Genomic DNA, 23,550 nt, shown 5'->3' on the forward strand with positions numbered 1-23,550 from the left:
TGGCTGGCTATGGGAGGCATCTCTATTGGGAAGGGTTCAGGATTGAGCTGAAATATTGTCGATTATGCTGGACATGCGGGTCATTGGGAACGTACGTGGCTGCTTGCTCATTGTGCCAGTTCGCACGTGTATAGTCTTTTAGCCGAAAATGGCAAATGCATAGCTGGATATGAGGAAACCATGTTTGGTATGCGTCTTGTACCGGGCCTAGCGTGTTAGGAGGATTCAGAGTGGTAGCCATGTCGTACCAGTAAACGGCTTTGGGAATCTCATTTTTATGCAAAAAATAATGACCCATCCGACAACAAAGCTCCGCTCTAGGCGTATCGAAGGTCAGGCTACGGAGAGCCGCGGTAATACTTTCCTCCAGCTTGCCGAGTTGTTGCAGACAGTCAGCCATTTTGCCACATGCACTAATTGCGTCCTCTACCCAGCCTTGTTCGGTGTTTAGAAAGTCTCGGTAAGCCTGCACGGCCTGCTCATATCTTCCATTGTCTCTAAGCTCGTTAGCGTAATAGTAGCGGTCGCGGGGAGAGAAGTCATGGCCTTGGGCGAGCTGCTTCTCATAAATTCGCAGATTTCGGCCCGGGGTATGGGTATGTGTTCTGGTGTGAGTTATGGCAATATCCGCATGTAGAATATTTCCGTCTACGGCGAGATACTCATGCACGGCTCCATGCCAACGGAATCCGGCCGACCGTCTGACCAAGCGATTCCGACGAAAATGCAGGGTGACATTGCCATGATCATCGAAGGCATAATGATACTTCATGGACACTGCATCTACGGTTGATATAGCTGAGGAATCAAGAGTATGCTTTAGCTCAAGCAGCTTGATAGCATCCTGCTCCTTCAAAATGTCATCGGCATCCAGCCAGAGAATGTACTCCTGCGTAGCTTGCTCAAATGAATAGTTACGTGCAAGGGCAAAATGATCTACCCATTCAAACGGAAAAATCCGATCTGTAAAGCTGCGACATATGTCAATGGTCCGATCCTGTGAACCTGTGTCCACGATGTTGATTTCATCTACAATATGATGGACCGATTCAAGGCAAGGACCAATGGTATGTTGGTCATTTTTGACGATCATGCACAGGCTGATACTGATCAATTGAGTATCACTCCTTTGGGAACCATTTAAGGATTCAGGTCAAACCTAAAATTGGAATTAATAGAGACCTGATTATAGAAGCCCTGCCGCAATTGCGGCAGGGCAAGGATGGCAAAGCCATAACTTGCTAAGAGGCTTTGGCGGTAGGATATGATACGTCGTTTAAGTCCATGATGTGGTAATAATAGAAGATTAGAGTCCGGTCGGCCCAGTGGGTCCAGTAGGACCAGTTGGCCCCGTAGGTCCGATAGGTCCTGTAGGTCCAGTCGGTCCAATTGGACCGGTAAAGCCAAGACCAAATGGCCCGGTCGGTCCAGTTGGTCCAATCGGTCCCGTGTCGCCCGTAGGTCCGACAGGTCCAGTGTCGCCAATAGGCCCGATAGGTCCGATAGGTCCGGCAGGCCCCGTAGCACCAACGTCGCCCGTGGCACCCGTAGGTCCGGCAGGTCCGGTAGCGCCAACGTCGCCTGTGGCACCCGTAGGTCCGGCAGGCCCCGTAGCGCCTGTGTCGCCTGTGGCACCTGTAGGTCCGGCAGGCCCCGTAGCGCCAATGTCGCCCGTAGCACCTGTAGGTCCGGCAGGCCCCGTAGCGCCAATGTCGCCCGTGGCACCCGTAGGTCCGGCAGGCCCCGTAGCGCCAATGTCGCCCGTGGCACCCGTAGGTCCGGCAGGCCCCGTAGCGCCAACGTCGCCCGTAGCACCTGTAGGTCCAGCAGGTCCCGTAGCGCCAACGTCGCCCGTAGCACCTGTAGGTCCGGCAGGCCCCGTAGCGCCAACGTCGCCTGTGGCACCCGTAGGTCCGGCAGGTCCGGTAGCGCCAACGTCGCCCGTAGCACCCGTAGGTCCGGCAGGTCCAGTAGCGCCAACGTCGCCCGTAGCACCTGTAGGTCCGGTAGCGCCCGCAGGCCCCGTAGCACCTGCATCGCCGCTAGCGCCTGTAGCACCAGTTGGCCCCGCAGGTCCGGTTGGTCCCACAGCTCCAGTTGCACTTGCTTTAACAAGGGCAACGGAATCAATGGCTACATTAGCGGTGTTAGCTAAGGCATTTTTGCTAATAACCAAAAAGGCAAAGGCTGCGTTAGCTGGAACAGGAGCTGTTACTTCATACAGGGTTTGCCATGTCCCATTAACAGCATCAGGTAATGTGCCTGCGCTCAGATAGGTAGTTAGCCCAGTACCGAGGAAACTAAAGGTTGCGTCATAGTAGTACAGAAAAATGTTGATTTGAGGATTAATCAAGTTTCCTATTTTTGCAGCTGACAGGCTCAACGTATAACTTTCGCCTGGTGTGGCAAAAACGACCTGGGAAAGAGATGCATCTACCGCGCCTCCTGCTAGGATCGCACTATAAAAGTTTGTCTTTTTTACGGATAAGTTAGTGACGGTTACATTTGCGGCGTTCCAAAAAAGGGTAGATCCGGTCTCGAAGTCGCCGTTATTAACAAGATTGGTAAATAATACGGTCATCGCTTTTTATACACTCCCTTCACACGTTGTAATGATAGTAGATGCGAATCCACGCCGTGGCGAACCGTACAAGTTGACGAGGGCAGGTGTGTATTTCCATGTTCACATTTTAGACACATTATTTTAAGCTTCTATTTAAGTGACGTTAAGCTGAAGCTATATGTGGGGGATTATCATTAGAATTTAAAAGTGTAGCATGAAGTGCGAGGAGACCGCTTCGCGAAGGCTTTGAGCTTCCGAGCGCTGGCGCTTTTCCGGCTCCAAATTCTCCGCTCGCTGCTACCTGCTACTCATGCAACATTTTGGGGTAGGGGAGTAGCAGGGAGAAGATCACGAACAAAGAAAGGGTGAAACATGTGCTCAAAGTACAACAGGTGAGCAAGTGGTATGAGGGCAACCGGGGCGTACATAAATTGGATTTTGAAATGCAGCGCGGTGAAATTGTTGGTTTCCTGGGGCCAAATGGTGCGGGTAAAACGACGACAATGCGTATGATTACAGGGTATCTTCAGCCAAACGAGGGAGTAATTACGATCGACGGTATCCCGATTCAGGATAAAGGCAGACAGGCTCGTTCCAAAATTGGTTATCTGCCGGAGACGCCTCCTTTGTATGGGGATATGTCTGTAAGATCCTACTTAAAGTTTGTAGCTAGTATTCGGGACGTGCCTGCGAGAGAGCAGAAGCTGCGTATTTCGGAGATGATTTCCCGACTGGGACTGAATGGACGTGAAAAACAATTGGTCCGCAGCTTGTCCAAAGGGTACAAACAGCGCTTAGGACTGGCAGGTGCGATTATTCATAACCCGGATTTACTGGTGCTGGATGAACCGACCTCGGGTTTGGACCCCAATCAGATTTTGGAGATTCGTCAGCTCATTCAGGAGATTGGTGAAAATCATACGGTATTGCTCAGCACGCATATTTTGCCTGAGGTGGATGCTTTGTGCAATCGGGTTCTGATCATCCACGAAGGCAAACTGGTCATGGACGGGCGTCCTGACGCGCTCGGCGGTTCGATGGAAGACGGATTCAAGGTGAAGGTGGAGGTCAAAGGCAAGCGTGAGCAGGTAATGGATGTCCTACGAGCTTGGGGAAAAGTACAAGTTGAATCTTTGGCGCCTACTCTGCCTTCAGCGAATACGAAGCTGACTGTCACAGAGCAGGATTTGACTGGATTGTTGCTTACAGGAGCTTCTGATGAGGATTTTCGCGAAGAACTGTTTTTTGTGCTGTCGGATGCGAAGCTTCCGATTTTGGAAATGAAAAAAGAAAACATAAGCTTGGAAAACATCTTCCAGCAGTTAACGACCCGCGAGACGGAAGAAGGTGGGGGCAGCGATCCAGCGGTTCATGTTCTACATACCTCTAAGAATGAAGCAACGGTCAACACGGTGGATCATGGAGAAGCCTTGGCCAGCGATAACAAGGTCGATGAAGACAAGGATACAGGAGGTAAACAGTCATGAGGCGTTTGTTCGCAGTTTGTCAAAAGGAGCTGCAAGCCTATCTATGGACCCCAACGACGTATTTTGCGCTTGCGGTGTACATGTTGCTGACGGGGTTACTATTTTACACGAACTTTGTGATGTATCAGCCTAGTATTTTGGACTATCGGCTGGTACTCGGTGACACATTGTCCATGCTGGTGTTTGTTGTCCCCCTACTCACGATGCGGCTGGTTGCAGAGGAATTCAGGCAAGGTACAGATGAGCTCCTGCTTACCTCACCTGTGAGTGTAACGGAAATCATGATAGGTAAATTTTTGGCATCGCTAGGCATGTTGCTCATACTGGTGCTGTGCAGTCTGGCGTATCCGGTCGTGATGTCCTTTTATGGGTCGCTGGATTGGACGCTCGTATTTACATCCGTGATCGGCCTGTTTATGCTTGGCGCAGCCATGATGGCGATCGGCTTATTCGCATCGACGCTTTCACAGCATCAGATGATGTCCGCGGTCGTCAGTTTTATTCTCTTGCTCGTGTTCTGGATGCTGGATTCGTTTGGTGGACAAACGGGCGCATCTGCGGCGCTGCAGCAGTGGCTGGAACCTTTTTCACTAACCGCACGGTTTGACAGTTTCACCAAAGGATTGCTGAATGGAGCCGATGTGATGTACTACGTGACGGTGGCGGCGCTCTTTTTGCTATTTAGTATCCAAGTGGTTGAACGGAAACGGTGGAGGTAATGAATATGAAAAAATGGCTGGGTCATACCAATAGTATGGTACTATCGATTGCTGCTGTAGGTATTTTTATTTTATTGACGTTATTTCTGCGTTCGCTGGGAGGCTTTCAATTGGATCTGACGGCAGGCAAGCAGTATACGCTGTCTGATCAGACGTTAACGACCATTCAGGGTGTGAAGGAAAACGTACGATTGATTGCCTTTACTGTCTCCACTTCGCAGAATCAGAAGCTGAACCGGGATGTTACGGATATGCTGAATGAGTATGCCAAGCGTAACAACAAGCTTAAGGTCGAGCAATATGATTTGAATCAGGAACCGATACTGGCCAAGCAATATGGGATTACTGCAGCATCCATCGTGTTGGTGCAGGGAGAGAAGAAGCGGGTTATAGATATTGGAAGCCTATTTACACAGGCTCAGGGGAGTAGTGAAGGAGCATACCAATTTACCGGGGAAGAAAAGCTGACTAGTGGACTGCTGGCATTATCGTCTACCCGCCAAGGGAAAGTGGTTTTTCTGACAGGGCATGAGGAAATTCCTTTGTCCCAAATGACCGAATTAAGCAGCTCGCTGGCGCAAGATAATGTGAAAGCAGAGGAAGTTCAGCTCAATCAAGCGGGTAGTGTGCCCAAAGATGCGTCTGTATTGGCTATTGTCGGACCCGAACGGGATATTAGCGTGACGGAACTGAAGAGTATTCGTACGTATCTGAATGACGGTGGAAAGCTTTTTATGGCGTTAGGATTTCACCCGAACATGGGGTCTAGCTGGGAAAACCTTGACGCATTAGCGGCTGATTATGGTGTGAAAGATACTCATGCTATCGTGGTGGATCAGGAACAGACGAATACGCTTGGTCCTCTGTGGACGGTTCCCACCTTTGGCAGTCATGCGATCACCGATAAATTGGCGGCCTCTAATCTGTATCCTGTTCTTTCGCTATCTATTGCTTTGCAGGCAGGAGAACAGAAGGATTGGAAGACGACGCTATTGCTAAAATCTTCTGCAGCTAGCTATGGTGAAACGAATATTCAGGGACTGCTGAACAACGAAACGCAGAAGGATGACAAGGACCCACAGGGGCCGCTTGATCTCGGTTACGCGGTAGAAGGAAAAGACGGCAAGCCCAAAGCGGTTATTCTCGGAACGTCAGCCCTCCTAAGCGACACGGAGATTAGCACAGGAGGGAATCGAGACTTTGTGCTGAATAGTCTGAATTATGTACAGGAACACTCTGATGGACTCACTATTCGTCCTCGTCAGGAGCAGGATTTTAAGGTAGCTTATTTGACTGCTGCACAAGCGAAAACGGTATTAGCCATATCTGTCGTCGGATTGCCGCTGCTGCTTGCGGTTGTCGGAATCTTATTATGGTGGAGGCGAAGAAGTGCATGAGAAAATGGATACCCACAGTGCTGCTGTTAGTCGTATTGGGAGCGGGTATAATCTATGCCAAGAGCCAAAACTTCTTTCGTGAACAAGCTCCGGCCGCTCGCCAGCTCGTTCAGCTTACGCAAGGAGATATTACGTCTTTTGCGATCACTGGAAAGGACGGCAAGTCGGTGGAACTTGATCAACATGATGGCAAATGGAGCATGAGTAAGCCGCGATCTTACCCGTTAAATCAATATACATTAGACAATTGGCTAGCCGCGATTCAAAATGTAAAGTTGGGTGATGTCGTGGAATCATCTCCCAAAGACGTAGCCAAATATGGAATCAGCGCTACCCATGACCAGGTTGAGATTAAGACCAAGAATGGTGACGTTCGCACCTTTGCCTTCGGTGATACGCTGCCTTCCGGAGACGCTGTTTATGTACTATCAGACCAAAAAGAGATAGCTTCCGTACCTATAGATACACTTTCGGGTTTGCTGCTGGATGCTGATGATTTTACAGACACAACGCCGTTTGATTGGGATGATACCAAGCTGAGCGGGATAGAGTGGGAAGGCCAGAATGCCTCATGGATGCTCCGATCCTCCGGTAACAGTGGAACTGGGGATAGTGCTTCCGCATCTTGGACGCTAAACGGAAAGTCGGTAGCGGGTGACACGGCGACTTCCCTCTCACAGCAAATCAAAAACCTGGCCAGCAATCAGGCTTTGCGCAAAGCCTCCGAGCTGAACAAGCCTGTTCACCGCTTTACGCTGAGCATATCGTTGGGAAAGGATGATCCCGAGCTGGTTTATCAGGGCTGGACACTTAAAGATGATCCAGATACCGTGTGGGTTGTACCGCCACAAAGCAACTGGGCTTATGGCCTGTCAGCATCTGACGTGAACCATGCTGAACAGAATGGTCATGACCAGGCTAAGGCTAGCCAATAATCATTACATTTATAATAGCTGAACAAAGAGGCTCCAACGGCGAATAATCGCCGCGTGGAGCTTTTTTGTGTGCGTTATTCATCAGGCTTGCTGCTTTTGGAAGAAGGGCTGTTATTGACATTTAAATCTTGGATGACCTGAATCAGCTCATGAAGTGAGAGATCCAGCTTATCCAACTTTTCCTCCATCGTGTGCAGGATGTGCCGCAATAAAATAAAACAAAGTCCAGCCGGAAAGCCTACGTTGGTAACCAGAGAAAGAGCATCATCCATCTGCAATGTATTTCCCTCCTTTTTAGCCATATATAAAGGAAGGTAAATTAAAAGAACCATATACAACTGATTGTAAAAATAGTATAATAAATAAGAACAAGTGTTCTGTTTTGGTTGTAAAACAGGATTGCAAATTACCCTATAATATGAGGATTTAGAAAAAGTCAAATCCAAAGAGAAAGGGTGATTTATATTGGAGAAATCTCAGCTAACATTGGTTGAACAATACCGCAAGAAGTTGTACCGCATTGCTTGGAGAATCCAGTATCGTGCTCGGGTACAAACCAATCATGAATTTGTAATGGAAAAGAACGAAACTGTCAGCGCCCCATCTTTTGCAGAATCTGTAAACTCTAATATGTACACACTACAGCTTATCAACTCTCTATCTTCTGAGATCGGAAAAATGATCATCTTTGACCTTTACATACTAGATAAAACCGAAGCGCAGATTGCAAAAGAGTTAAAGCTATCCCAACAGGCGGTGAATAAATGGAAAAAGAAAATGCTCAAAGAGTTATTTCGGATGCTGAGTTCGTCCAATGGCTCAAATTAGCACAACGTGGGGACCAGGAGGCCATGAGCAGGATACTTTATTTGTTCGAGGAAGACATTCAGAGGACGAGTCGGTATATACGTATGTCCCGTGAAGATGCTGTTCAAAGTATCATGGTTGATTTTATTGAAGAATTGCGGCAAGAGCTGAAGACAGAGATCTAGAAAAGTGGACATTGGATATAGTCTTGTCTATCCTTATCGGTAGGTTTAACTTATGTGACGGAGGGCTTGTATGTTTATGAGTGATAGCAGGGCTTTATTTGAAAAAAATATGAAGTTGTATCCAGTTAACCGTATTCGTTCCAATGTTATCATTCTTGTTTTATTACTGTTTGATCTGTTTTTGACTATTCCCTTAATGGGAGACCCCTACATTGCAGTTTATGTTTATGTGCTGATGCCACTGATTGTTGTGATTAATATCTGGGCTCTTGTACTGGTCATCATGCCACGCAAATTGCAGTTGAATTATGTTTTATTCCGTGGTGTATTTGGTTTGGTATGCTCTATTGGCTTCATGATCATGACACAAAAGTTTGCTTATGGTATGTTGGGTCTGGATACTCCATGGTATTTTATAAGTTCTTTTGCCGCTTATGGAATCGCTTTATACTGCTATATAAAATATCATCTGGCAAAATTCAAAGATCCTTCAACTTATAAGAAAGAACCCAAAGTGAAGAAAAAACACAAGCGAGAAGCTGTAGTAACAATGACCACATTTACCGGGGCTGGTTATTTGATAGCCAATCTTTCTCTTGGTTTTGCTACACAACAATTCGTTGCTACAGTATTGATGTGTGTTTATTCCATGCTTGCATTTGTTCTTTTTCATTTTATTATGGAGCTACATCGCTACTATTGGCTGAATAAACTGAAGAATCAGACAACGGATTGAACAGAACACAATGCATAGATTACATCGTATTATCTCTATTAAAGATGTTTGGAATGATAAATAAGCCTGCGAACGCCCATACTATAATAGGTGTTTGCAGGCTTATTAAATTGTAGTTTTATTTAGTCAACATACTTGTTACCGTCAGCATCAATATAGATGGATTGAACTGCTGTGCGGCGGTAAGGATATCCTGCTGCTGTGGTACCGTTAATTTCATACGTTACGGAATAGATGCCCGGCTTGTCCGCTTTGGAAAGCTCAATTTGCCCAGTAGGGTTAACGGTTTTTTGCTGCAACGTCAGACCTTTGGACGCTGTAGTGATTCCTTGTTGCGGATCACCATAGTATTGAACTTGGTAAGTGACTTGTGTGACGCTGGCCGGGGAATCCTGGGACTTCAGGTTTAGCCTTGGACCCACTGCATTTAGATTGTATTTAAGCTCAGGGACTTGAACGGCATGATAGCGTGCAATCAGGAGATACGCACCATGATCAGGAATAACGGCGTTCAACTTATAGATGCCTGGTTGGGGATTGGTAACTACTGCACTATGATGCCAGGCACCAGCAAAGATTTCTTCATCACGACCTGCTTTCACTTGAAGCAATTCGCTAGTACCGTCAGGTTTGGTCAGCTCAAGCTGGCTTACACGTTTATCACTGATCCAGTCCAGATCAATGGATTGGACACCATTTTCAACAGTAAGGGTTTCGGAGGCTTTTCCATTATAATCGCCACCTCGAATAAAATATGAATTATCGATCTCGTTATAGGTGGATTGTACAGCAGAAGCGGTCAGGGAAGATGCTGCTGAAAATGCCTCAGTTTCCTGATTCAATGCTGGAGTGTTCGCTTGGAGGTAAGGTAGGATCAGGGAGAAGACGTAAGAACCGGTACGAACCTTGGCATGATCCCAGGAACCGACTTTAACTACACGTCCGCCGGGAAGTTTAGCATTGTCGACTGTGACCACTCCATCATTTTTGCCGAAGGATGAGAGATAAAGTCCACCCAGTATGTAGGAAGCAGTGCCACCAGACCAGTTATCACCAGCAAACGTGAAGAACGGAATTGTAGTCGCGTTGCTGAGTGCATCGGTTTTAGTTCGGAAATACTTCATATAAGATGTTTGTAAAGTAGAGGTGCCGGGATTTTGTGAGCCGACGATATCTGCCAGCCATCCGGCCCAGCTGCTGTAGGCGAGATCTGCAAGTTGTGAGCCATGATGGGGACTGCTGAGGGTGATGACACGTTGTACATAAGGAGCTGCTCCGTTATACACGAGAGCGGTTTGAGTATCCACTCCACCTTTGCTGTGGGCGATGATGATGAGTTTTTTTCCAAAATGATTACTAATGACTTTGATTTTGTCGGCTAGAAGCTTGCCATTGTCCCACATATCCTGGGATGTGCCATTCGCATCGTACAGATTAATGCTGGCCGTCTGGTATCCAGCGTCACGGGCTTTCTGAAGCATATCGTTATTATTCTTGGTCCACACTTCGGCGCTACTGTTCAAACCATGTACAAACAATAATGCAGGCTTGGCAGGATCAACGCGATTAGGTGCTGGGCCTTCTGTCCAGCTTCCGGCGGGAGCTTTCGGTGCTTCAGGTGTAGTGGAGCCTGCAAAAGCACCGGCGGGGATAAGAGTGACGGATAACAAAAAAATGAGCATCAAAACGGTGAGCTTCTTCAAACTGTAAATCCTCCTTTTTGTAAAATTAAGTATTTCAAACTTATTATACATGCCATCTTGTGGTAAATCATCAATTGTATTTCATATTTACATTAAAATTTTATTTTTTTAGTCATTTTTTAGTCAGGATATCCCTAAGATTGATGGCGCATGCTAATCTCGTCACACATTTTATATGTATGGAGGATGAGTTCATGCCAGGAACTAAGAAGGTCATCAGTTTGACGATTTCTGCTGCTTTACTTGCCAGCATGGCTGCTTTGACAGGATGTGGGACTGCAAATCATAACGTCCGTACGAACGCTACCCGCTATAATGCGCAAAGCACGCCTAATATGGATGGTGTGAATCGTTATGGTTTAGACGGTGTAAACCGTATGGACGGTGTAAATCGTTATGGGGTAAAATCCAATGGTATGGACGGAATGTCACTGAATGAAAATGGCAACAGAACCGGACACCCAATCCGTAATCTGCAAGTCGATCGCAATTTGTCCAAACGTATATCCGAGATGCCGGATGTAAAGTCTGCGACAGTGCTGGTCGGTGAACGACATGCCTATGTAGCCGTTTCCTTGAAAGACCAAGCCAACGGAACGGGTGTCAATGCTCCAAGCATTGACGGTACTCCAAGTGCTAATAGTATTGGGGGTAACGGAAATGTACCGAGTGTGAATGGCGTGAATGGCACTAGAGGGAACCGTACTACAGGTACTACAACGCCTGGAATGACAGATAATGGAGTTACCGGGATTGGAACACCTGCACGTCGTGACGACGGTTTGTACGGAACAATGGGTACAGGCTCGTATGGTATGTTGCGTGGCTTGACGAACAACAACAATCGCACAGATAACGGCAACAACACCATCGAGGGAGCAAGAACTGCATATGAACCAAGTGATGCAGTCAAGAGTCGTATTGCTAACAAGATTAAGCAATTTGCTCCTTCCATTGAACAGGTGCATGTATCGGCTAACCCGGACTTTGTTAAACAAACCTCTGACTTTACACGCAGTGTACAAAATGGTCATCCGATCAGAGGCTTGAGCAATGAAATGGTGGATGTGATTGAACGTGTATTCCCGACTTCGGCGGCAGATACAAACCGTCCAATGCAAAATACACCAACACGTCCACAAAATAATACGCCCGCACCAATGAATCATCGCTAATTCAAACCCTTAAATGTGAATATCCAAAGAAGAGCTATCCCATCTCGGCAATTACGCTGATGGAATAGCTCTTTCTTTTGCGGGGATTATATAACTATAATGATTTGCGAACTCCTTTAATCCATATCCCTTGCAGATTTAAGTCAGCATCCAGCAACAAGACATCTGCTTGTTTACCTGCTTCAAGTGAACCTGTCCGATCAGCTATGTTCAGGGATCGAGCTGGATTCAGGCTGGCCATTTGTGATGCCTCGGGAATACTCAAGCCTACATGTTGAACGAGATAGCGGAAGCCCTCAATCATCGTTAGGGTGCTTCCTGCCAAAGTGACGCCATCCTCCAATCGTGCGACACCGTCCTGTACAATCACTGGCAAATCGCCGAGTGTATAATGACCGTCTTCCAGTCCAGTAGCAGACATGGCATCGGTGATGAGGATGAGATTATGGTCCTGCTTTAATTTGGCAAGCAGGGAAATGGCGGCAGGATGCACATGAATGCCATCTGCGATGATCTCTGCTTCAATGCGCGGATCAGCGAGTACAGCTCCCGTAGCTCCCGGCTTGCGGTGATGCAGCGGAGTCATGGCATTAAAGGTGTGGACTGCATGGTTCAGGCCCGCCGATGCTGCCTGTTCAATCTCCTCATACGTAGCATTCGTATGACCGAGCGCCGCGGTGATGCCGTGGCTACGCAACCATGTGATGAGCTCAAGGGCGCCTTTTCGTTCAGGCGCAAGTGTGACCTGGCGAACAAGGCCCGGATAGCACTGCTCCCATTCTGCCACCCAAGCGAGGTTCGGAGGCACGATATGTTCCGGGTTTTGTGCTCCTGCCCAGTTCGGACTAATGAACGGTCCTTCCAGATGCACCCCCTCCAACTGAGCATGGGGCATGGGAAGTGCCATGTATGTGTGAACTTCTCTTAATACCTGATCAATTCGTTCCTTGGGCGCGGTCATCGTGGTAGCCAGCATAGCCGTCGTTCCTTGCGAACTGTGAAAGGAGGTGATGACATCCAGCACCCTCGAATCTGAGTCCATAAAGTCCTCACCGTTGCCGCCGTGAACATGAATATCGATAAAGCCTGGTAGCAGGTAACCCCCTTCCAGACGAACAATATTCGCCGCTTGTGTGGCACCTTCTTCCGGATTGCCCAAGACCACTGAGGTCCAATCCACGGGCAAATCCTCCTCAGAACCAATGTATACGATGGATTGCCCCTCAATGATGACAACTCCGTTGTCGATGATGTCTTTCCCAACGACGACTTGACCATACAATAGCTGCGGTATGTTACCGTTCAGTTCATCTGACTTCATTTGAACCATCCTCCTGCTTCCTGATCCAATAAAATAAGCACATCGGGGTGACATTGCAGCAGGGAAGCCGGACACTCCGTTGTGACGGGGCCAGTTAAAGCCTGCCTTATAATGTCGGCCTTCTCTGCGCCAAAGGCCACCAGCATAATTTGCTTCGCCTTCAGAATGGTGCCAACTCCCATCGTCACTGCTTGTCTGGGGACTGCATCTATATCACCAAAAAATCGGGCGTTCGCTGAGCGCGTTCTTTCTTTCAAATCTACAACATGTGTGGCTCCGGTCAAGCTGTGACCGGGTTCGTTAAAGCCGATATGACCGTTATGACCAATGCCAAGCAATTGGAGATCCACAGGTCCATGATCCAAAATGGCCTGCTCGTGTGCTGCACATTCTGCTGTGAGATCTAGTGCATCCCCGTTAGGGACGCGTGTATGAGATATGGGAATGTCGATATGCTGAAACAAGTGCTCATTCATAAAGCTGCGATAGCTCTGCGGATGTTCTGGGGTAAGGCCAACGTATTCATCAAGATTGACGGAATAGGCGTGTGCAAAGCTCACCTGTCCCTTGCGGTACATATCTGCAAGATGTCGGTAAATGCCTATCGGCGTACTACCGGTGGCCAAGCCCAGCATAGCTTGTGGTTTGGACAGCAGCAAGCTGGCGATCACAGTGGCAGCAGTAGCGTTCAGGTCTTCACGGCTGTTCAAAATGCGAATGTTCATCTTTAGTGACCCCCTGGTTGTTTTTTGAGCTTACTCACTTGTTGATATGAACCTTCCAATCTCGGAATATATTTGTCAAAATTAGCGCTCACCATACCTGTAAACAGGATATCTATAATATGAAGCTGGGCGATGCGGGAGGCCATGTCTCCACGTCGCATTCCTTCCTCCAACGAAGAGGAAAATAGCGCAATATCCGCAAGGCTTGCCAGCGTATTGTTTCCGAAGGAGGTCAGGGATAATGTTTTAGCACCTTGTTCCTTTGCACAGCGGAGAGCCGCAATCGTCTCCTGGGTTTCTCCTGAATAAGAGACGGCAAAGGCTACATCCTCCGCTCCGAGCGAGGAGGCAGAGGTGATCTGCATGTGAAAATCCGCGAAGGCAGTGCTATTCTTGCCAATACGGATTAGCTTCTGGTAAAAATCCTGCGCCACAATCGAGGATGTCGCCATCCCATAGAGATCAATACGGCTTGTGGCTGACAGCCATGCAATGGCCTGCTCCAGCTTGTCGAAATCCAGCAGCCGGGTCGTGTCCGCGATGGAGGCCGTATGGTTTGCCTGAATAGCTTGCACGATGCGGGAAAGTGAATTTCCAGCCACAATGTCCTGGTAGGATTCTTCACCTGTAAGGTTGGAATGGGACAACTCGGCGGCCAGCTTCATTTTGAAATCGGGATACCCTTTAAAATGGAGTGATTTACAAAACCGTGTAACGGTTGCGGCACTCACACCACAACGCTCTGACAGTTCCCGAATACCCAGGTGCAGCACATTCTCCGGGGCTTGCAGGATAGATTCCGCCAGCTTACGCTCTTGTACGGGCAACTGCTCCAGTCGATGGGATAATGTATGAAGAATGGGGGACATGGGCTGTGCTCCTTTAGCTATATAATGCTTTTATGAAAAAAAGTATCGTTTAATTCAATAAAATAAAGAAAAATATTTTCGTGTATATTGTAAAATAATTACGCTCTTCATACAAGAGGAGAGAGGCTGATCGCTTTCAAGTGTAGCTTCTATAAAATGAATAATGAATGCAGAAAAATTTGTAGAAGTAATCATACATTAATTTACATCTTGCGACTTTTACTTACAAAACAACCTATTGACTTGTCTCTTCAATGGAGGAGTATAATTGAATATAGTTCCAAGCAAGGAAATTTTCTAGGAGCTTTTTAGACGGCATCGTTGGACGGAAGAGTAGTATCTCATTCACAAGGAGGAGTTTGCTATGCAAAGCCAAGTGATTGAAATGATCAGCGCGGTCAAGGAAGATCCTGAATTGGTCGCTAAGCTGGATGGACATTCGGACATTATTCATGATGCAGGACTAGATTCGTTGCAATTGGTTCATTTCATGCTGCAAGTGGAGGATGCATTTGATGTGGAGATTGATTTTGACTCCTTTGAGTTGGAACATCTCCGTTCAGTAGATGCGTTTTGCAGTTACATTCAAGAAATGAGCGATGCGGAGCAAGTGCCGCACCCGGAAGGTATGGAGACAGTCTGAACGCAGGGTAGACTTTGCCTGAAAATCCATTAAACGAGGTGTTAGCATGCAGCCCAAAAGCAATGTGCTGATTGATGAGAAGGCTTTCAAGCTCATCAAGCGTAACCTGAAAAACGCTTCCGTGTCTTATCGTAACGCAACACAGGACCCTGCTTTCAAAACGGACATGCCCCAGACGATCGGTATTAAGCTGACCAACCGTTGCAACTTAAGATGCACGCACTGCTTTGAATGGAACGAGGAAGGCTATCATCACCAGATGGATAAAGAAGAACAGAATATGGATCTTGCCCCGGACATGCTCCGGCAGATATTGAGCGAAACGAAGGAGGTTAAGTCCCGACTGTACATGTGGGGTGGTGAACCGATGTTTCACCGGCGCTTTGATGAAATTTTGGACGTGCTGGCGGAAGATCGGCGTGAAATGACCTTTTGTACAAATGGACTACTCATTGATAAATATTTGGACCGGATTTTGGACTTGTCTGAAAATCTGGAATTGTTAATAGCGATTGAAGGTTTTGAAAGAGAACACGATTTAATACGCGGTAAAGGCACCTTTCAAAAAACAATGCGGCAGATGGATAAGCTGATTGAACTTCGCGATCAGGGATTGTACAAGGGACGGGTAACTGTCCATGCGGTCATTAACGATAACATGATCGGACGGATGTACGAATTTCTGCAAATGTTGGAGGACAAGAGGCTGGATCTGGTGCTGCTGACGTTCCCCTGGTACATTTCCAAAGAAACCTCCTTTAAAATGGATGAATATTTTACACGTAATTTCTCCTGGCTCCGACAACTTGAAGAAAAAAATATTAGTAGCTGGCATGCTTTCAAATATAAAATCAACCCGGCTAACATTGACCCTCTGATGCAGGAATTACAGCGGATCAATGAGCGGGTATGGAACATTCGCGTGCGCTATCAGCCCGGCTTGGATTATGAGGAAATTGATAAATTTATACATGGCGAGGAAATGGTCAGCCGTTGTTCCAATCATTGCTTGGCGCTCACCTCCAGAACAGATATTTTACCAGACGGAAAGGTTATGCCTTGCAAATTTTTCAGTGAGTTCACAATTGGAAGTTTGCGTGAGCACAGTCTGAAGGAAATATGGAATTCGGATGCGTATGAAAAAACCCGTCAAAAGATTAACCATGAAGGATTGACGCCGGTGTGCTCCAAATGCAGTGTACTGTATCTGCACGGGGCAGGCTCTCTGAAATACATTTAGTTTCCTATGGATCTCCTATGGATATTGTTTGCTACTAGATGGAAGAGAGAGGGATGATGACAAGACGTGACGACTAAAACGATTAACCTTGTGGAAGCACTTGCTCATGAACGGGATCATGGGGTCCTGATTTGGCTGTTTAATATCGGCGCAGAGCAAGTGTGGCATCCATCCCCCCGGAAGGGGGGCATGGTAGACCGGGATGAACAGCAGGTTGTAAACCGGATGGAGGAAATGAATCTCCTGCTATGCCGAAGTCAGGATGTCATTGTACTCCGTGAACAGCCGGATGAGGCATTTCTGGACATGCTTCAGCGGTTAGGCTTCAGCCTGCCGCGTATTGAGGTACCAGAGCCCTCTGATCCGCTAACGCCGATTTCAGAGCTGGTACTGGCGGATGACGCGCTTTTGGCACGATTACGCGCGGTTGCGGATGCAGGCCATAGCAGCGGTGGTACCAAAGCATGGCTCGTACCCTATGCGGTCACACCGCAGGAGGAAGCGATTGCGGAGCGTTGCGGGCTGGAGCTGATCGGCGCTCCATCTGCGGTGTGCGCCCAGGTGAATGATAAAATATTTAGCCGTCTGACCGCACAAAAGCTTGGTTTTGCTGTCAGCGAAGGCGCTGTGTGTGCAGATGAAGCGGCAATTCGCAGAGAATGTGAGAGATTGGCTGGCTTATCGGACGAGCCCGTGAAGCTGATTATTAAGCAGCCGCACGGTGCCTCGGGACAAGGCATGTATATGCTGGACGAGCTGTCCAAGCTGGATACACTGCTGAGTGTGATGAGACGCTTCGGCGGCTCGTCATCGTCTTCTGGCGGCTGGCTGGTGGAGCGCTGGCACAATAAGCAAATGGATCTGAACTACCAGCTCTGCATTGACGAGGGCGGTGGGGTGACGATGTTTTCACTAAAAAGGCAAAACGTAGACGGCACAGTCTATATCGGGTCCCAGGTTCCCGCTGATATTGGCGAAACGCTGGAGGAAGAAGTGAGACGATGCGCCTATCAGTTGGGAACGTATCTCTATTCCATCGGGTATACGGGAATGGCTTCCATTGACGGTTTTGTTGACGAAGATGGTTTGCTGGTTCCAGTGATCGAGATTAACGGCAGATTTACCCTGTCTACTTACATCTCGTTCCTGTCCTCTGTCTTGGGAGAACAGCATAAGACCTTGTCCCGTTATTATCGCAACGTGACCACTACACCTCTCACCTACAGCCGTTTGTGCGGGTTGCTGGCGGAGGAAGGCTTGTTATATACACCCGAGCGACCTGAAGGGGTGTTTGTTTATACGGCGGGCACTTTGTCTGGTATTCCTGTGAAACGGGGCTATGTGAACCGGATTTTTACACTTATTTTGGCAGACAGTTGGCAGGAAGCTGATGCTTATGCGCACAAATTGGAAGGTATCATTGCTGGATTAGGATGCTCATAAATTAGGAGGGAATCGAGAATGAAAACAGACGTATACCATGTAGTACCTTTACTGGAAAAGGTTTTGAAGCTGGCTCCCGGCGAGCTGGAACAGCTCACTCCGGATCAGGATCTGCGAACCTTGGGGCTGAATTCCTTATCTGCTGTTGAATTAATTGTTGAATTAGAAAATGAGCTTGATATTACGATGGAGGACGACGATTTGGTGCTGGAGCATCTGTCTACATTGCAAGGCATTGAGCGTCTGCTGGGCAAATATGCATAAGGGCGCTGAACAGACAAGACCTAGGCCGCAATCCGATATGGGGACTCATCATGATTCCATAGTTGACCATAGTGCAGAAGAAATCGCAAACGCTCTCCCAGGGAAACATTGCGTATATTCTTCCCTGCGTACTTCATTGCGGAGGTATGGGGTGAACATGGCGGAAGCTGAGCTGTTCATGCTGTGTGGGAGTATGTGCGCAGAGTATGGTGGAGATTTGAAGCGCTTCGGGCCGGAGAAATATCCGGAGCAGCTTCAAGAAATGGCCGCCAGTGGCGGACCGGTTATTCGGGTAGAACCGTGGATCGAAGGAGTCAGCAATGAAACCGACCTGTTGCAGGTGCTCACATCCGGCTATGGTACGATGCTGCATACGTCCAGCACCGCTTTAACCTATCACGACGTATATGTGAAAAATTACCCAAGGGGCCATGTGATTGAGTTGTGCGGATTGGACTTGCAAGAACGGACGGCACAGGTGAATGATAGCTTCCTGCTCGATTCCTCGGGACATGCGATGACTTATGTGGGCTCAGCCCGGCTCGACGACCTCATGCAGGGCATTATTGAGTATGCATGGCTAGTGGAGCAGCCTGTCCCGCTTTCGCCAAGGGAGCTGCATGCTGCGTGTGCTTACCATATTCGTCAGTATGTGACGGGTGAGAAAGTTGCAACAGACCAACTGGTCAAGCGGGGAGATGCAGGTTACCGGGCATTTGTCGATGACTTCCATCTGTTAGAAGACATGGAGGATCAGGAGTTTCGGACGTACTGTCATGAAATCTATTACAATCTGCGATTGGGCAGCGCTCTTCATTTGACAGATTATACAGCTGATTATTGCCGGCTGCATCAAGATACGCTTGGGCCGCAAACCCAGCATGTCATTGAATTGGCGCAGGAACTTCACAGGGATTGGCACAAGCTTAATCTGCATATTTACAAAACAGGACTCCAACTGCGCAAGCATCGGATGCCTGAGATTACAGAGCGGGCTCTGCAATTGATTGAAAGACAGCGCCATATGCTGGAGGAATTGATGATTTTAGCTGAGCAAGCAGCCGAGTAGTCTAAGCATTCGGCTATATCAGGCATGTTCATCCAGGTATCACGCACAGAGGAAAGAGGAGGGGAATTCATTGCCGTCCATTACATTAAACCAATTGTCGAAAACGTTTACGTACTACAAAAAGGAGCCGGGCGTGCGCAAATCGTTACAAAATTTGTTTAAGCGTGAACAGCTGACCAAAAAGGCTGTGCAGGATGTTAGCTTTAGCATTGAGGAAGGTGAGATTGTCGGATTTCTTGGCCCAAACGGGGCGGGCAAAACAACGACGCTCAAAATGCTGTCCGGCATTCTCCATCCCACAGACGGGGAGGCATCGGTACTCGGCTTTACCCCGTGGAAGCGCCAAAAGGAGTTTAAACGTCAGTTTTCCATCGTAATGGGACAGAAAAACCAGCTCTGGTGGGATTTGCCTGCAAGCGAGTCGTTCGAGCTGAACAAGCTTATCTACGAAATCGATGATAACCGTTATAAAGAGGCGCTGGATGAGCTGGTCACTCTGCTTGGGGTGGAGGAGCAGCTTCATGTGCAGGTGCGGCGACTATCGCTCGGCGAGCGTATGAAAATGGAACTAATCGCCGCGCTGCTGCATCGCCCACGCGTCATTTTACTGGATGAGCCGACCATCGGATTGGACCTTGTTTCTCAGCGGCGGATTCGGGAGTTTTTCAAAGCTTATAATCGCACACACCGGACGACCATTTTGCTGACAAGCCACTACATGAAGGACATTGAGGATTTATGCACTAGGTCCATCATTATCAGTGGGGGCAGATTGGTGTATGACGGAGACTTGCACAAGGTGAATGAGGTCATGGGTGCTCGTAAACTGCTCAAGGTTCGACTGGAGACCCCTGTATCCAACCTGACGTTGGCGGGGCTCGGCAAGCTTCGCTCCAACTCGGAGCTGGAGGCGGTATTTGAGCTGGACGCAGAAGATACGTTGACTTGGTCCAAAAAGATTTTGGATGCACTGCCTGTCGTTGATTTTACGATTGAGGACGTCCCGCTGGAAGAGGGGATAGCCAATTTGTATGATGGGGGCAGGCTGGCCGATGCGAAATAACAAATATGTGAAGGTGCTCCAGCTTGGTATGCAAAACGAAATGGAGTATCGAGCCAATTATTGGCTACAAATGGCGGGATTTATGCTACCGATCATGACACAAATTTTTCTCTGGCTTGCGGTATTCGGTTCTTCAGGACAAGCAAGAGTGGTGGACTATTCTCTGCCGGAAATGCTGGTGTATGTGGTTATGGCGGGAGTAACTGGAAAACTGATTGCTACAGGCTTTGAATACGAAATTGCTACAGATATCAAGGAAGGTGGACTGGCAAAATTCATGGTACAGCCTGTACATTATTTTGCCTACCGTTTTTGCCGGTTTATTGGAGGCAAAGTCATACAGTCCGCAGTTGTGCTGCTGGCGGCTGCTATTTTGCTGTTATGCCTTAGCCTGGAAGGACAAATTAGCTTCGAGCTATCGTACATCCTGCTTTACATATTGGCGTTGCCGGGAGCACTTGTGCTTAATTTTGTGGTCTATTATGCGCTGAGTGGCATAGCTTTTTGGATGACAGAATCGGCGGGACTTTTTTATACGGTGTCGCTTGTCATTTATGTAGCTAGCGGTACTGTGTTTCCGCTGACGATTTTTGGAGATGCGTTGGCCCGTTTGTTCAGTCTGCTGCCGTTCAGCTATACCGTATTTTTTCCGGTGAATGCGTTGACGGGCAAGCTGACTGTGCTGGAAGCCGCTGAAGGCATTGGCGTGCAATGGATCTGGATTGCAGTGCTGGCGGCCGTATCGCGCTGGGTGTGGCAAGCCGGAGTCAAACGCTTTGTCTCGGTGGGAGGTTAACATGAAAAATGTTTTTCGAAACGTTGGACGTTACCTCAGACTGTACTGGAAATTTGTCCAGTTTTCCGTCATGTCGCAAATGGAATACCGCACTAATTTTATAAGTGCATGCCTGGTTGAAACCGCTTATTTGTTTATCAAGTTGCTATACGCATCGCTTCCATATCGCGCTGGGACGGACATTAACGGCTGGTCTCCCGATGCCATGCTCTTATATATCGGCGTGTTTACGATGATGAGCGGATTTTATAGTGGATTATTTTACAGTAATTTTACAAGCCTGCCTGACAAAATTCGCACTGGCTCACTGGACGTGCTCATGACCAAACCAGTATCGCTGCAATTTATGGTGACACTGCGTCAATTTGAACTGGGCTATACTGTGCCGAATGTCGTGGGCGGTGGAATCATGACAGGCATTGGCTGGTATCATCTGGGGTTGCCATTTGATGTAGAAACCGTGGGAGGATTTGCTGTGCTGCTCGGATGTGGAGTGCTTACGGCATACTCCGTGTTTTTGCTGCCCCAATTGCTGGCCTTCTGGATTATCCGCACGAACGGTGTTACAGAGCTGTCCAACAGCATTTTCGAGACAAACTACGTGCCGATGGCCGTATACAGTAACCTGATTCAGCGTATTGGCTTGTTTGTGCTTCCGGTGTTTGTCATATGTAATTTTCCGCCCATGTTCATTCTCGGTAAAATGCAACCCGGTTTGATGCTATGGGCCTTTCTCGCACCTCTCTGGCTGCTGGCGATTATCCGCTTGATATGGCAGTTTGCTCTACGTGATTATACGAGCGCGAGCCAGTAGCGCTACCGTGTAGTAGGTTCATAATGAAGCAGGAAAGGAAGCGAATCATATGAATGCGATACCGAACCAGCGTCATTTATATATGGGCACGTTCGAAGCGGAGGCTTACTGGCGAGATACCGAGCTAGCTTCCCTACCCGCCCTGCCTGACCGGGCTTCTTCGGCCATAGTAGCAGCTATGGATGAATTGCTTTTTAGCTTTTGCCAGCCGGGAGACGCCTTATTGACACGTTATGCCATTTCACCTGTGCACCGTCAGTATATCGCGCAGCTAGGCTTTCATCCGGCTGTAAACGAACGGGATTTGACTGACGGAATGGAACAGGCGGGCAATGTGTCGGCCGCATCCGTTTTTGAGCTGCTGAGCAGTCGCAAGACGGATGCCGATGAAGGTTTTCCTCAGTTGGAGGGCTGTGTGCTTAGTCCATTTGCGGGGTTGCCGCATGTGGAGGAGGCCGCACGTGCTTGGGGAATTACATTGCATCAGCCACCGCTGGAAACGATTCGCAAGGTAAATGCCAAAACCTATTCCTCTGAGCTAAAACGCAATCTAGGTCTGCGCAATCCAGGCCATATTGTGACTTCGTTTGCGGATGTCGCTGAAGCAGGACGTAAACTGCTGCGGGATGGAAGCTTTTTAATCAAGGATGATTTTGGCGTATCGGGCAAAGGCAATCTACACATTACCTCGACACAAATGCTGGACCGGGTCGTATCGTATTTGCGTGGACAGGAGCGTAAAGGCAAACGGGTACTGTTCCTGTTGGAGCCTTTTCTGGAGAAAGAGCAGGATTTTTCATGCCAATTCACGATTAGCGATGATGGACGTGTCGACATTATATCTGTGCAATGGCTGGCTAATACTCAATTCGCCTATCGGGAATCCCTATCGCCAGACAAGGCTTTTATGGAACGTTTGGAGCGCGACGGCTATTTTAGCTTGATGCAGGACGTGGGGCAGCAATTGTATCGGGATGGATATTATGGCGATGTTTGTATTGACTCCATGACACTTCGCGGCGGGAAGCTGGAGCCCATTATCGAAATTAATGCCAGAAAGTCGATGAGTTTGATCAAGCATCAGCTCGATACCTATCTGGCCGGGAAAAATATGCATGGCACGTTGACGAATTATTCGCTGTCCCATGATGGGAGTCTATCCTATGAAGAACTGCTGGAAGGGCTGAAAGGCGAGGGATTGCTATTCACAGGTGAGCGTGAGGAAGGTGTCATGCCTCTGGGAGCCAATACGTTATATGTAAACACAGGTGGACGAGACGGTGAGAACAAGACTGCAGGTCATACAACCACGCCAAGCAGAAACACAACCGGGCGCGGAGGCAGATCATCTGCCAAGCAGGTTCGCGTAAGTGGAATTGGAGCCAGCGATGGCGGACCAGAAGGGAACGGCATGAGTCAGCCTGATTTGAATGGTAAACAAGAAGCTGACGGAAATGAACGGGCACGAGGCAAAGGCCGGCTTTATTTGGAACTGGTTGCTGCGAGCGATGAGGAAAAAATGCGATTGACTACCAAGCTGGAGCGTTTTTTGGCAGAGCGACATTTTACAGTGCTGAATTAAACGGGAGGCGTATA

General features: G+C 48.1%; 24 protein-coding genes. 17 read left to right on the top strand and 7 right to left on the bottom strand.

Translation table 11 applies throughout. From position 1 onward, the window contains the following. Positions 1-22: 22 nt before the first annotated feature. A complete protein-coding gene (locus MMB75_RS17920; RefSeq protein ID WP_019688479.1) occupies positions 23-1,114 on the bottom strand; it encodes a glycosyltransferase family 2 protein in 1,092 nt (363 codons plus the stop codon). Positions 1,115-1,306: 192 nt separating this feature from the next. Then, a complete protein-coding gene (locus MMB75_RS17925; protein ID WP_277509483.1) occupies positions 1,307-2,581 on the bottom strand; it encodes an NTTRR-F1 domain in 1,275 nt (424 codons plus the stop codon). A gap of 356 nt (positions 2,582-2,937) precedes the next feature. On the opposite strand from MMB75_RS17925, the gene MMB75_RS17930 reads away from it, so the two are divergent. Genes MMB75_RS17930 through MMB75_RS17945 form a run of 4 tightly spaced genes read left to right on the top strand, consistent with a single transcriptional unit; the run spans position 2,938 to position 7,101 of the window. Next, positions 2,938-4,050 carry an ABC transporter ATP-binding protein gene (locus tag MMB75_RS17930; protein ID WP_230681900.1) on the top strand — a complete coding sequence of 371 codons (1,113 nt, stop codon included), beginning with the start codon at positions 2,938-2,940 and terminating at the stop codon, positions 4,048-4,050. Then, positions 4,047-4,769, top strand: coding sequence for an ABC transporter permease (locus tag MMB75_RS17935; protein ID WP_016818483.1), 723 nt, complete (start codon positions 4,047-4,049; stop codon positions 4,767-4,769). Before MMB75_RS17930 ends, MMB75_RS17935 begins: the two co-directional genes overlap by 4 nt. 5 nt (positions 4,770-4,774) lie before the next feature. Next, positions 4,775-6,166, top strand: coding sequence for a GldG family protein (locus MMB75_RS17940; protein ID WP_045244863.1), 1,392 nt, complete (start codon positions 4,775-4,777; stop codon positions 6,164-6,166). Continuing rightward, the gene (locus MMB75_RS17945) at positions 6,163-7,101 is read left to right on the top strand and encodes a DUF4340 domain-containing protein (RefSeq protein ID WP_045244862.1); all 939 of its coding nucleotides are present in this window, start codon (positions 6,163-6,165) and stop codon (positions 7,099-7,101) included. Before MMB75_RS17940 ends, MMB75_RS17945 begins: the two co-directional genes overlap by 4 nt. A 74-nt stretch (positions 7,102-7,175) precedes the next feature. On the opposite strand, the gene MMB75_RS17950 is transcribed toward MMB75_RS17945, so the two are convergent. Continuing rightward, positions 7,176-7,379: a hypothetical protein gene (locus MMB75_RS17950; protein WP_016818486.1), complete on the bottom strand. Its 204-nt coding sequence runs from the start codon at positions 7,377-7,379 to the stop codon at positions 7,176-7,178. Between the two features lie 187 nt (positions 7,380-7,566). On the opposite strand from MMB75_RS17950, the gene MMB75_RS17955 reads away from it, so the two are divergent. The 3 genes from MMB75_RS17955 to MMB75_RS17965 all read left to right on the top strand — a co-directional run bounded on the left by MMB75_RS17955 (position 7,567) and on the right by MMB75_RS17965 (position 8,829). Beyond that, positions 7,567-7,929 (top strand): hypothetical protein, encoded by a 363-nt coding sequence (locus tag MMB75_RS17955; RefSeq protein WP_016818487.1) that lies wholly within the window; start codon positions 7,567-7,569, stop codon positions 7,927-7,929. A gap of 23 nt (positions 7,930-7,952) precedes the next feature. After that, positions 7,953-8,093 carry a hypothetical protein gene (locus tag MMB75_RS17960; protein WP_016818488.1) on the top strand — a complete coding sequence of 47 codons (141 nt, stop codon included), beginning with the start codon at positions 7,953-7,955 and terminating at the stop codon, positions 8,091-8,093. A 70-nt stretch (positions 8,094-8,163) separates the two neighbouring features. After that, the gene (locus MMB75_RS17965) at positions 8,164-8,829 is read left to right on the top strand and encodes a hypothetical protein (protein ID WP_045244861.1); all 666 of its coding nucleotides are present in this window, start codon (positions 8,164-8,166) and stop codon (positions 8,827-8,829) included. Positions 8,830-8,951: 122 nt separating this feature from the next. On the opposite strand, the gene MMB75_RS17970 is transcribed toward MMB75_RS17965, so the two are convergent. After that, entirely contained in the window at positions 8,952-10,532 is a 1,581-nt protein-coding gene (locus tag MMB75_RS17970; protein ID WP_045244860.1) for an esterase/lipase family protein, read from the bottom strand. A 194-nt stretch (positions 10,533-10,726) separates the two neighbouring features. On the opposite strand from MMB75_RS17970, the gene MMB75_RS17975 reads away from it, so the two are divergent. Next, on the top strand, positions 10,727-11,707 hold the full coding sequence (locus MMB75_RS17975) for a YhcN/YlaJ family sporulation lipoprotein (protein WP_017427348.1): 981 nt from the start codon (positions 10,727-10,729) through the stop codon (positions 11,705-11,707). 94 nt (positions 11,708-11,801) lie between these two features. Here the strand turns inward: MMB75_RS17975 and nagA are convergent, their stop codons facing one another. Genes nagA through MMB75_RS17990 form a run of 3 tightly spaced genes read right to left on the bottom strand, consistent with a single transcriptional unit; the run spans position 11,802 to position 14,622 of the window. Then, entirely contained in the window at positions 11,802-13,028 is a 1,227-nt protein-coding gene (gene nagA, locus MMB75_RS17980) for an N-acetylglucosamine-6-phosphate deacetylase (RefSeq protein ID WP_017427349.1), read from the bottom strand. Next, the gene (gene nagB, locus MMB75_RS17985) at positions 13,025-13,753 is read right to left on the bottom strand and encodes a glucosamine-6-phosphate deaminase (protein ID WP_017427350.1); all 729 of its coding nucleotides are present in this window, start codon (positions 13,751-13,753) and stop codon (positions 13,025-13,027) included. The genes nagA and nagB overlap by 4 nt, the downstream gene beginning before the upstream one ends. A 2-nt stretch (positions 13,754-13,755) precedes the next feature. Then, a complete protein-coding gene (locus MMB75_RS17990) occupies positions 13,756-14,622 on the bottom strand; it encodes a MurR/RpiR family transcriptional regulator (protein ID WP_017427351.1) in 867 nt (288 codons plus the stop codon). Positions 14,623-14,986: 364 nt separating this feature from the next. Here MMB75_RS17990 and MMB75_RS17995 point away from each other — a divergent pair, with 364 nt between their 5' ends. The 9 genes from MMB75_RS17995 (at position 14,987) to MMB75_RS18035 (ending at position 23,536) form a co-directional block, all read left to right on the top strand. Then, on the top strand, positions 14,987-15,265 hold the full coding sequence (locus MMB75_RS17995; protein WP_016818495.1) for an acyl carrier protein: 279 nt from the start codon (positions 14,987-14,989) through the stop codon (positions 15,263-15,265). A 46-nt stretch (positions 15,266-15,311) separates the two neighbouring features. Further along, positions 15,312-16,505 carry a radical SAM/SPASM domain-containing protein gene (locus MMB75_RS18000; protein WP_016818496.1) on the top strand — a complete coding sequence of 398 codons (1,194 nt, stop codon included), beginning with the start codon at positions 15,312-15,314 and terminating at the stop codon, positions 16,503-16,505. Between the two features lie 66 nt (positions 16,506-16,571). Next, positions 16,572-17,948, top strand: a complete 1,377-nt coding sequence (locus MMB75_RS18005; RefSeq protein ID WP_016818497.1) for a preATP grasp domain-containing protein — start codon at positions 16,572-16,574, stop codon at positions 17,946-17,948. A gap of 18 nt (positions 17,949-17,966) precedes the next feature. Further along, positions 17,967-18,212: an acyl carrier protein gene (locus tag MMB75_RS18010; protein ID WP_016818498.1), complete on the top strand. Its 246-nt coding sequence runs from the start codon at positions 17,967-17,969 to the stop codon at positions 18,210-18,212. Further along, positions 18,205-19,281: a hypothetical protein gene (locus tag MMB75_RS18015; RefSeq protein ID WP_045244859.1), complete on the top strand. Its 1,077-nt coding sequence runs from the start codon at positions 18,205-18,207 to the stop codon at positions 19,279-19,281. Before MMB75_RS18010 ends, MMB75_RS18015 begins: the two co-directional genes overlap by 8 nt. Positions 19,282-19,351: 70 nt before the next feature. Beyond that, positions 19,352-20,344, top strand: coding sequence for an ABC transporter ATP-binding protein (locus MMB75_RS18020; protein ID WP_016818500.1), 993 nt, complete (start codon positions 19,352-19,354; stop codon positions 20,342-20,344). Next, complete coding sequence (locus tag MMB75_RS18025; protein ID WP_016818501.1) at positions 20,334-21,140, top strand: ABC transporter permease; 807 nt, start codon at positions 20,334-20,336, stop codon at positions 21,138-21,140. Before MMB75_RS18020 ends, MMB75_RS18025 begins: the two co-directional genes overlap by 11 nt. Position 21,141: 1 nt before the next feature. After that, positions 21,142-21,954 (top strand): ABC transporter permease, encoded by an 813-nt coding sequence (locus MMB75_RS18030; RefSeq protein WP_016818502.1) that lies wholly within the window; start codon positions 21,142-21,144, stop codon positions 21,952-21,954. Positions 21,955-22,003: 49 nt separating this feature from the next. Beyond that, positions 22,004-23,536, top strand: a complete 1,533-nt coding sequence (locus MMB75_RS18035; RefSeq protein WP_016818503.1) for an ATP-grasp domain-containing protein — start codon at positions 22,004-22,006, stop codon at positions 23,534-23,536. The last annotated feature ends 14 nt before the right edge of the window (positions 23,537-23,550 follow it).

Source organism: Paenibacillus sp. P2(2022) (genome assembly GCF_029522175.1).
GTDB classification, from domain to species: Bacteria; Bacillota; Bacilli; order Paenibacillales; family Paenibacillaceae; genus Paenibacillus; species Paenibacillus polymyxa.

Bases quoted from the DNA above. Each gene is read 5' to 3' on its own strand.
- MMB75_RS18000 (WP_016818496.1), top strand. From the start codon at position 15,312: ATGCAGCCCAAAAGCAATGTGCTGATTGATGAGAAGGCTTTCAAGCTC.
- MMB75_RS18035 (WP_016818503.1), top strand. From the start codon at position 22,004: ATGAATGCGATACCGAACCAGCGTCATTTATATATGGGCACGTTCGAA.
- MMB75_RS17990 (WP_017427351.1), bottom strand. From the start codon at position 14,622: ATGTCCCCCATTCTTCATACATTATCCCATCGACTGGAGCAGTTGCCC.
- MMB75_RS18025 (WP_016818501.1), top strand. From the start codon at position 20,334: ATGCGAAATAACAAATATGTGAAGGTGCTCCAGCTTGGTATGCAAAAC.
- nagB (WP_017427350.1), bottom strand. From the start codon at position 13,753: ATGAACATTCGCATTTTGAACAGCCGTGAAGACCTGAACGCTACTGCT.
- MMB75_RS17975 (WP_017427348.1), top strand. From the start codon at position 10,727: ATGCCAGGAACTAAGAAGGTCATCAGTTTGACGATTTCTGCTGCTTTA.
- MMB75_RS18010 (WP_016818498.1), top strand. From the start codon at position 17,967: ATGAAAACAGACGTATACCATGTAGTACCTTTACTGGAAAAGGTTTTG.
- MMB75_RS17995 (WP_016818495.1), top strand. From the start codon at position 14,987: ATGCAAAGCCAAGTGATTGAAATGATCAGCGCGGTCAAGGAAGATCCT.
- MMB75_RS17940 (WP_045244863.1), top strand. From the start codon at position 4,775: ATGAAAAAATGGCTGGGTCATACCAATAGTATGGTACTATCGATTGCT.
- MMB75_RS18015 (WP_045244859.1), top strand. From the start codon at position 18,205: ATGCATAAGGGCGCTGAACAGACAAGACCTAGGCCGCAATCCGATATG.
- MMB75_RS17960 (WP_016818488.1), top strand. From the start codon at position 7,953: ATGAGCAGGATACTTTATTTGTTCGAGGAAGACATTCAGAGGACGAGT.
- MMB75_RS17945 (WP_045244862.1), top strand. From the start codon at position 6,163: ATGAGAAAATGGATACCCACAGTGCTGCTGTTAGTCGTATTGGGAGCG.
- MMB75_RS17925 (WP_277509483.1), bottom strand. From the start codon at position 2,581: ATGACCGTATTATTTACCAATCTTGTTAATAACGGCGACTTCGAGACC.
- MMB75_RS17935 (WP_016818483.1), top strand. From the start codon at position 4,047: ATGAGGCGTTTGTTCGCAGTTTGTCAAAAGGAGCTGCAAGCCTATCTA.
- MMB75_RS17965 (WP_045244861.1), top strand. From the start codon at position 8,164: ATGTTTATGAGTGATAGCAGGGCTTTATTTGAAAAAAATATGAAGTTG.
- MMB75_RS18030 (WP_016818502.1), top strand. From the start codon at position 21,142: ATGAAAAATGTTTTTCGAAACGTTGGACGTTACCTCAGACTGTACTGG.
- nagA (WP_017427349.1), bottom strand. From the start codon at position 13,028: ATGAAGTCAGATGAACTGAACGGTAACATACCGCAGCTATTGTATGGT.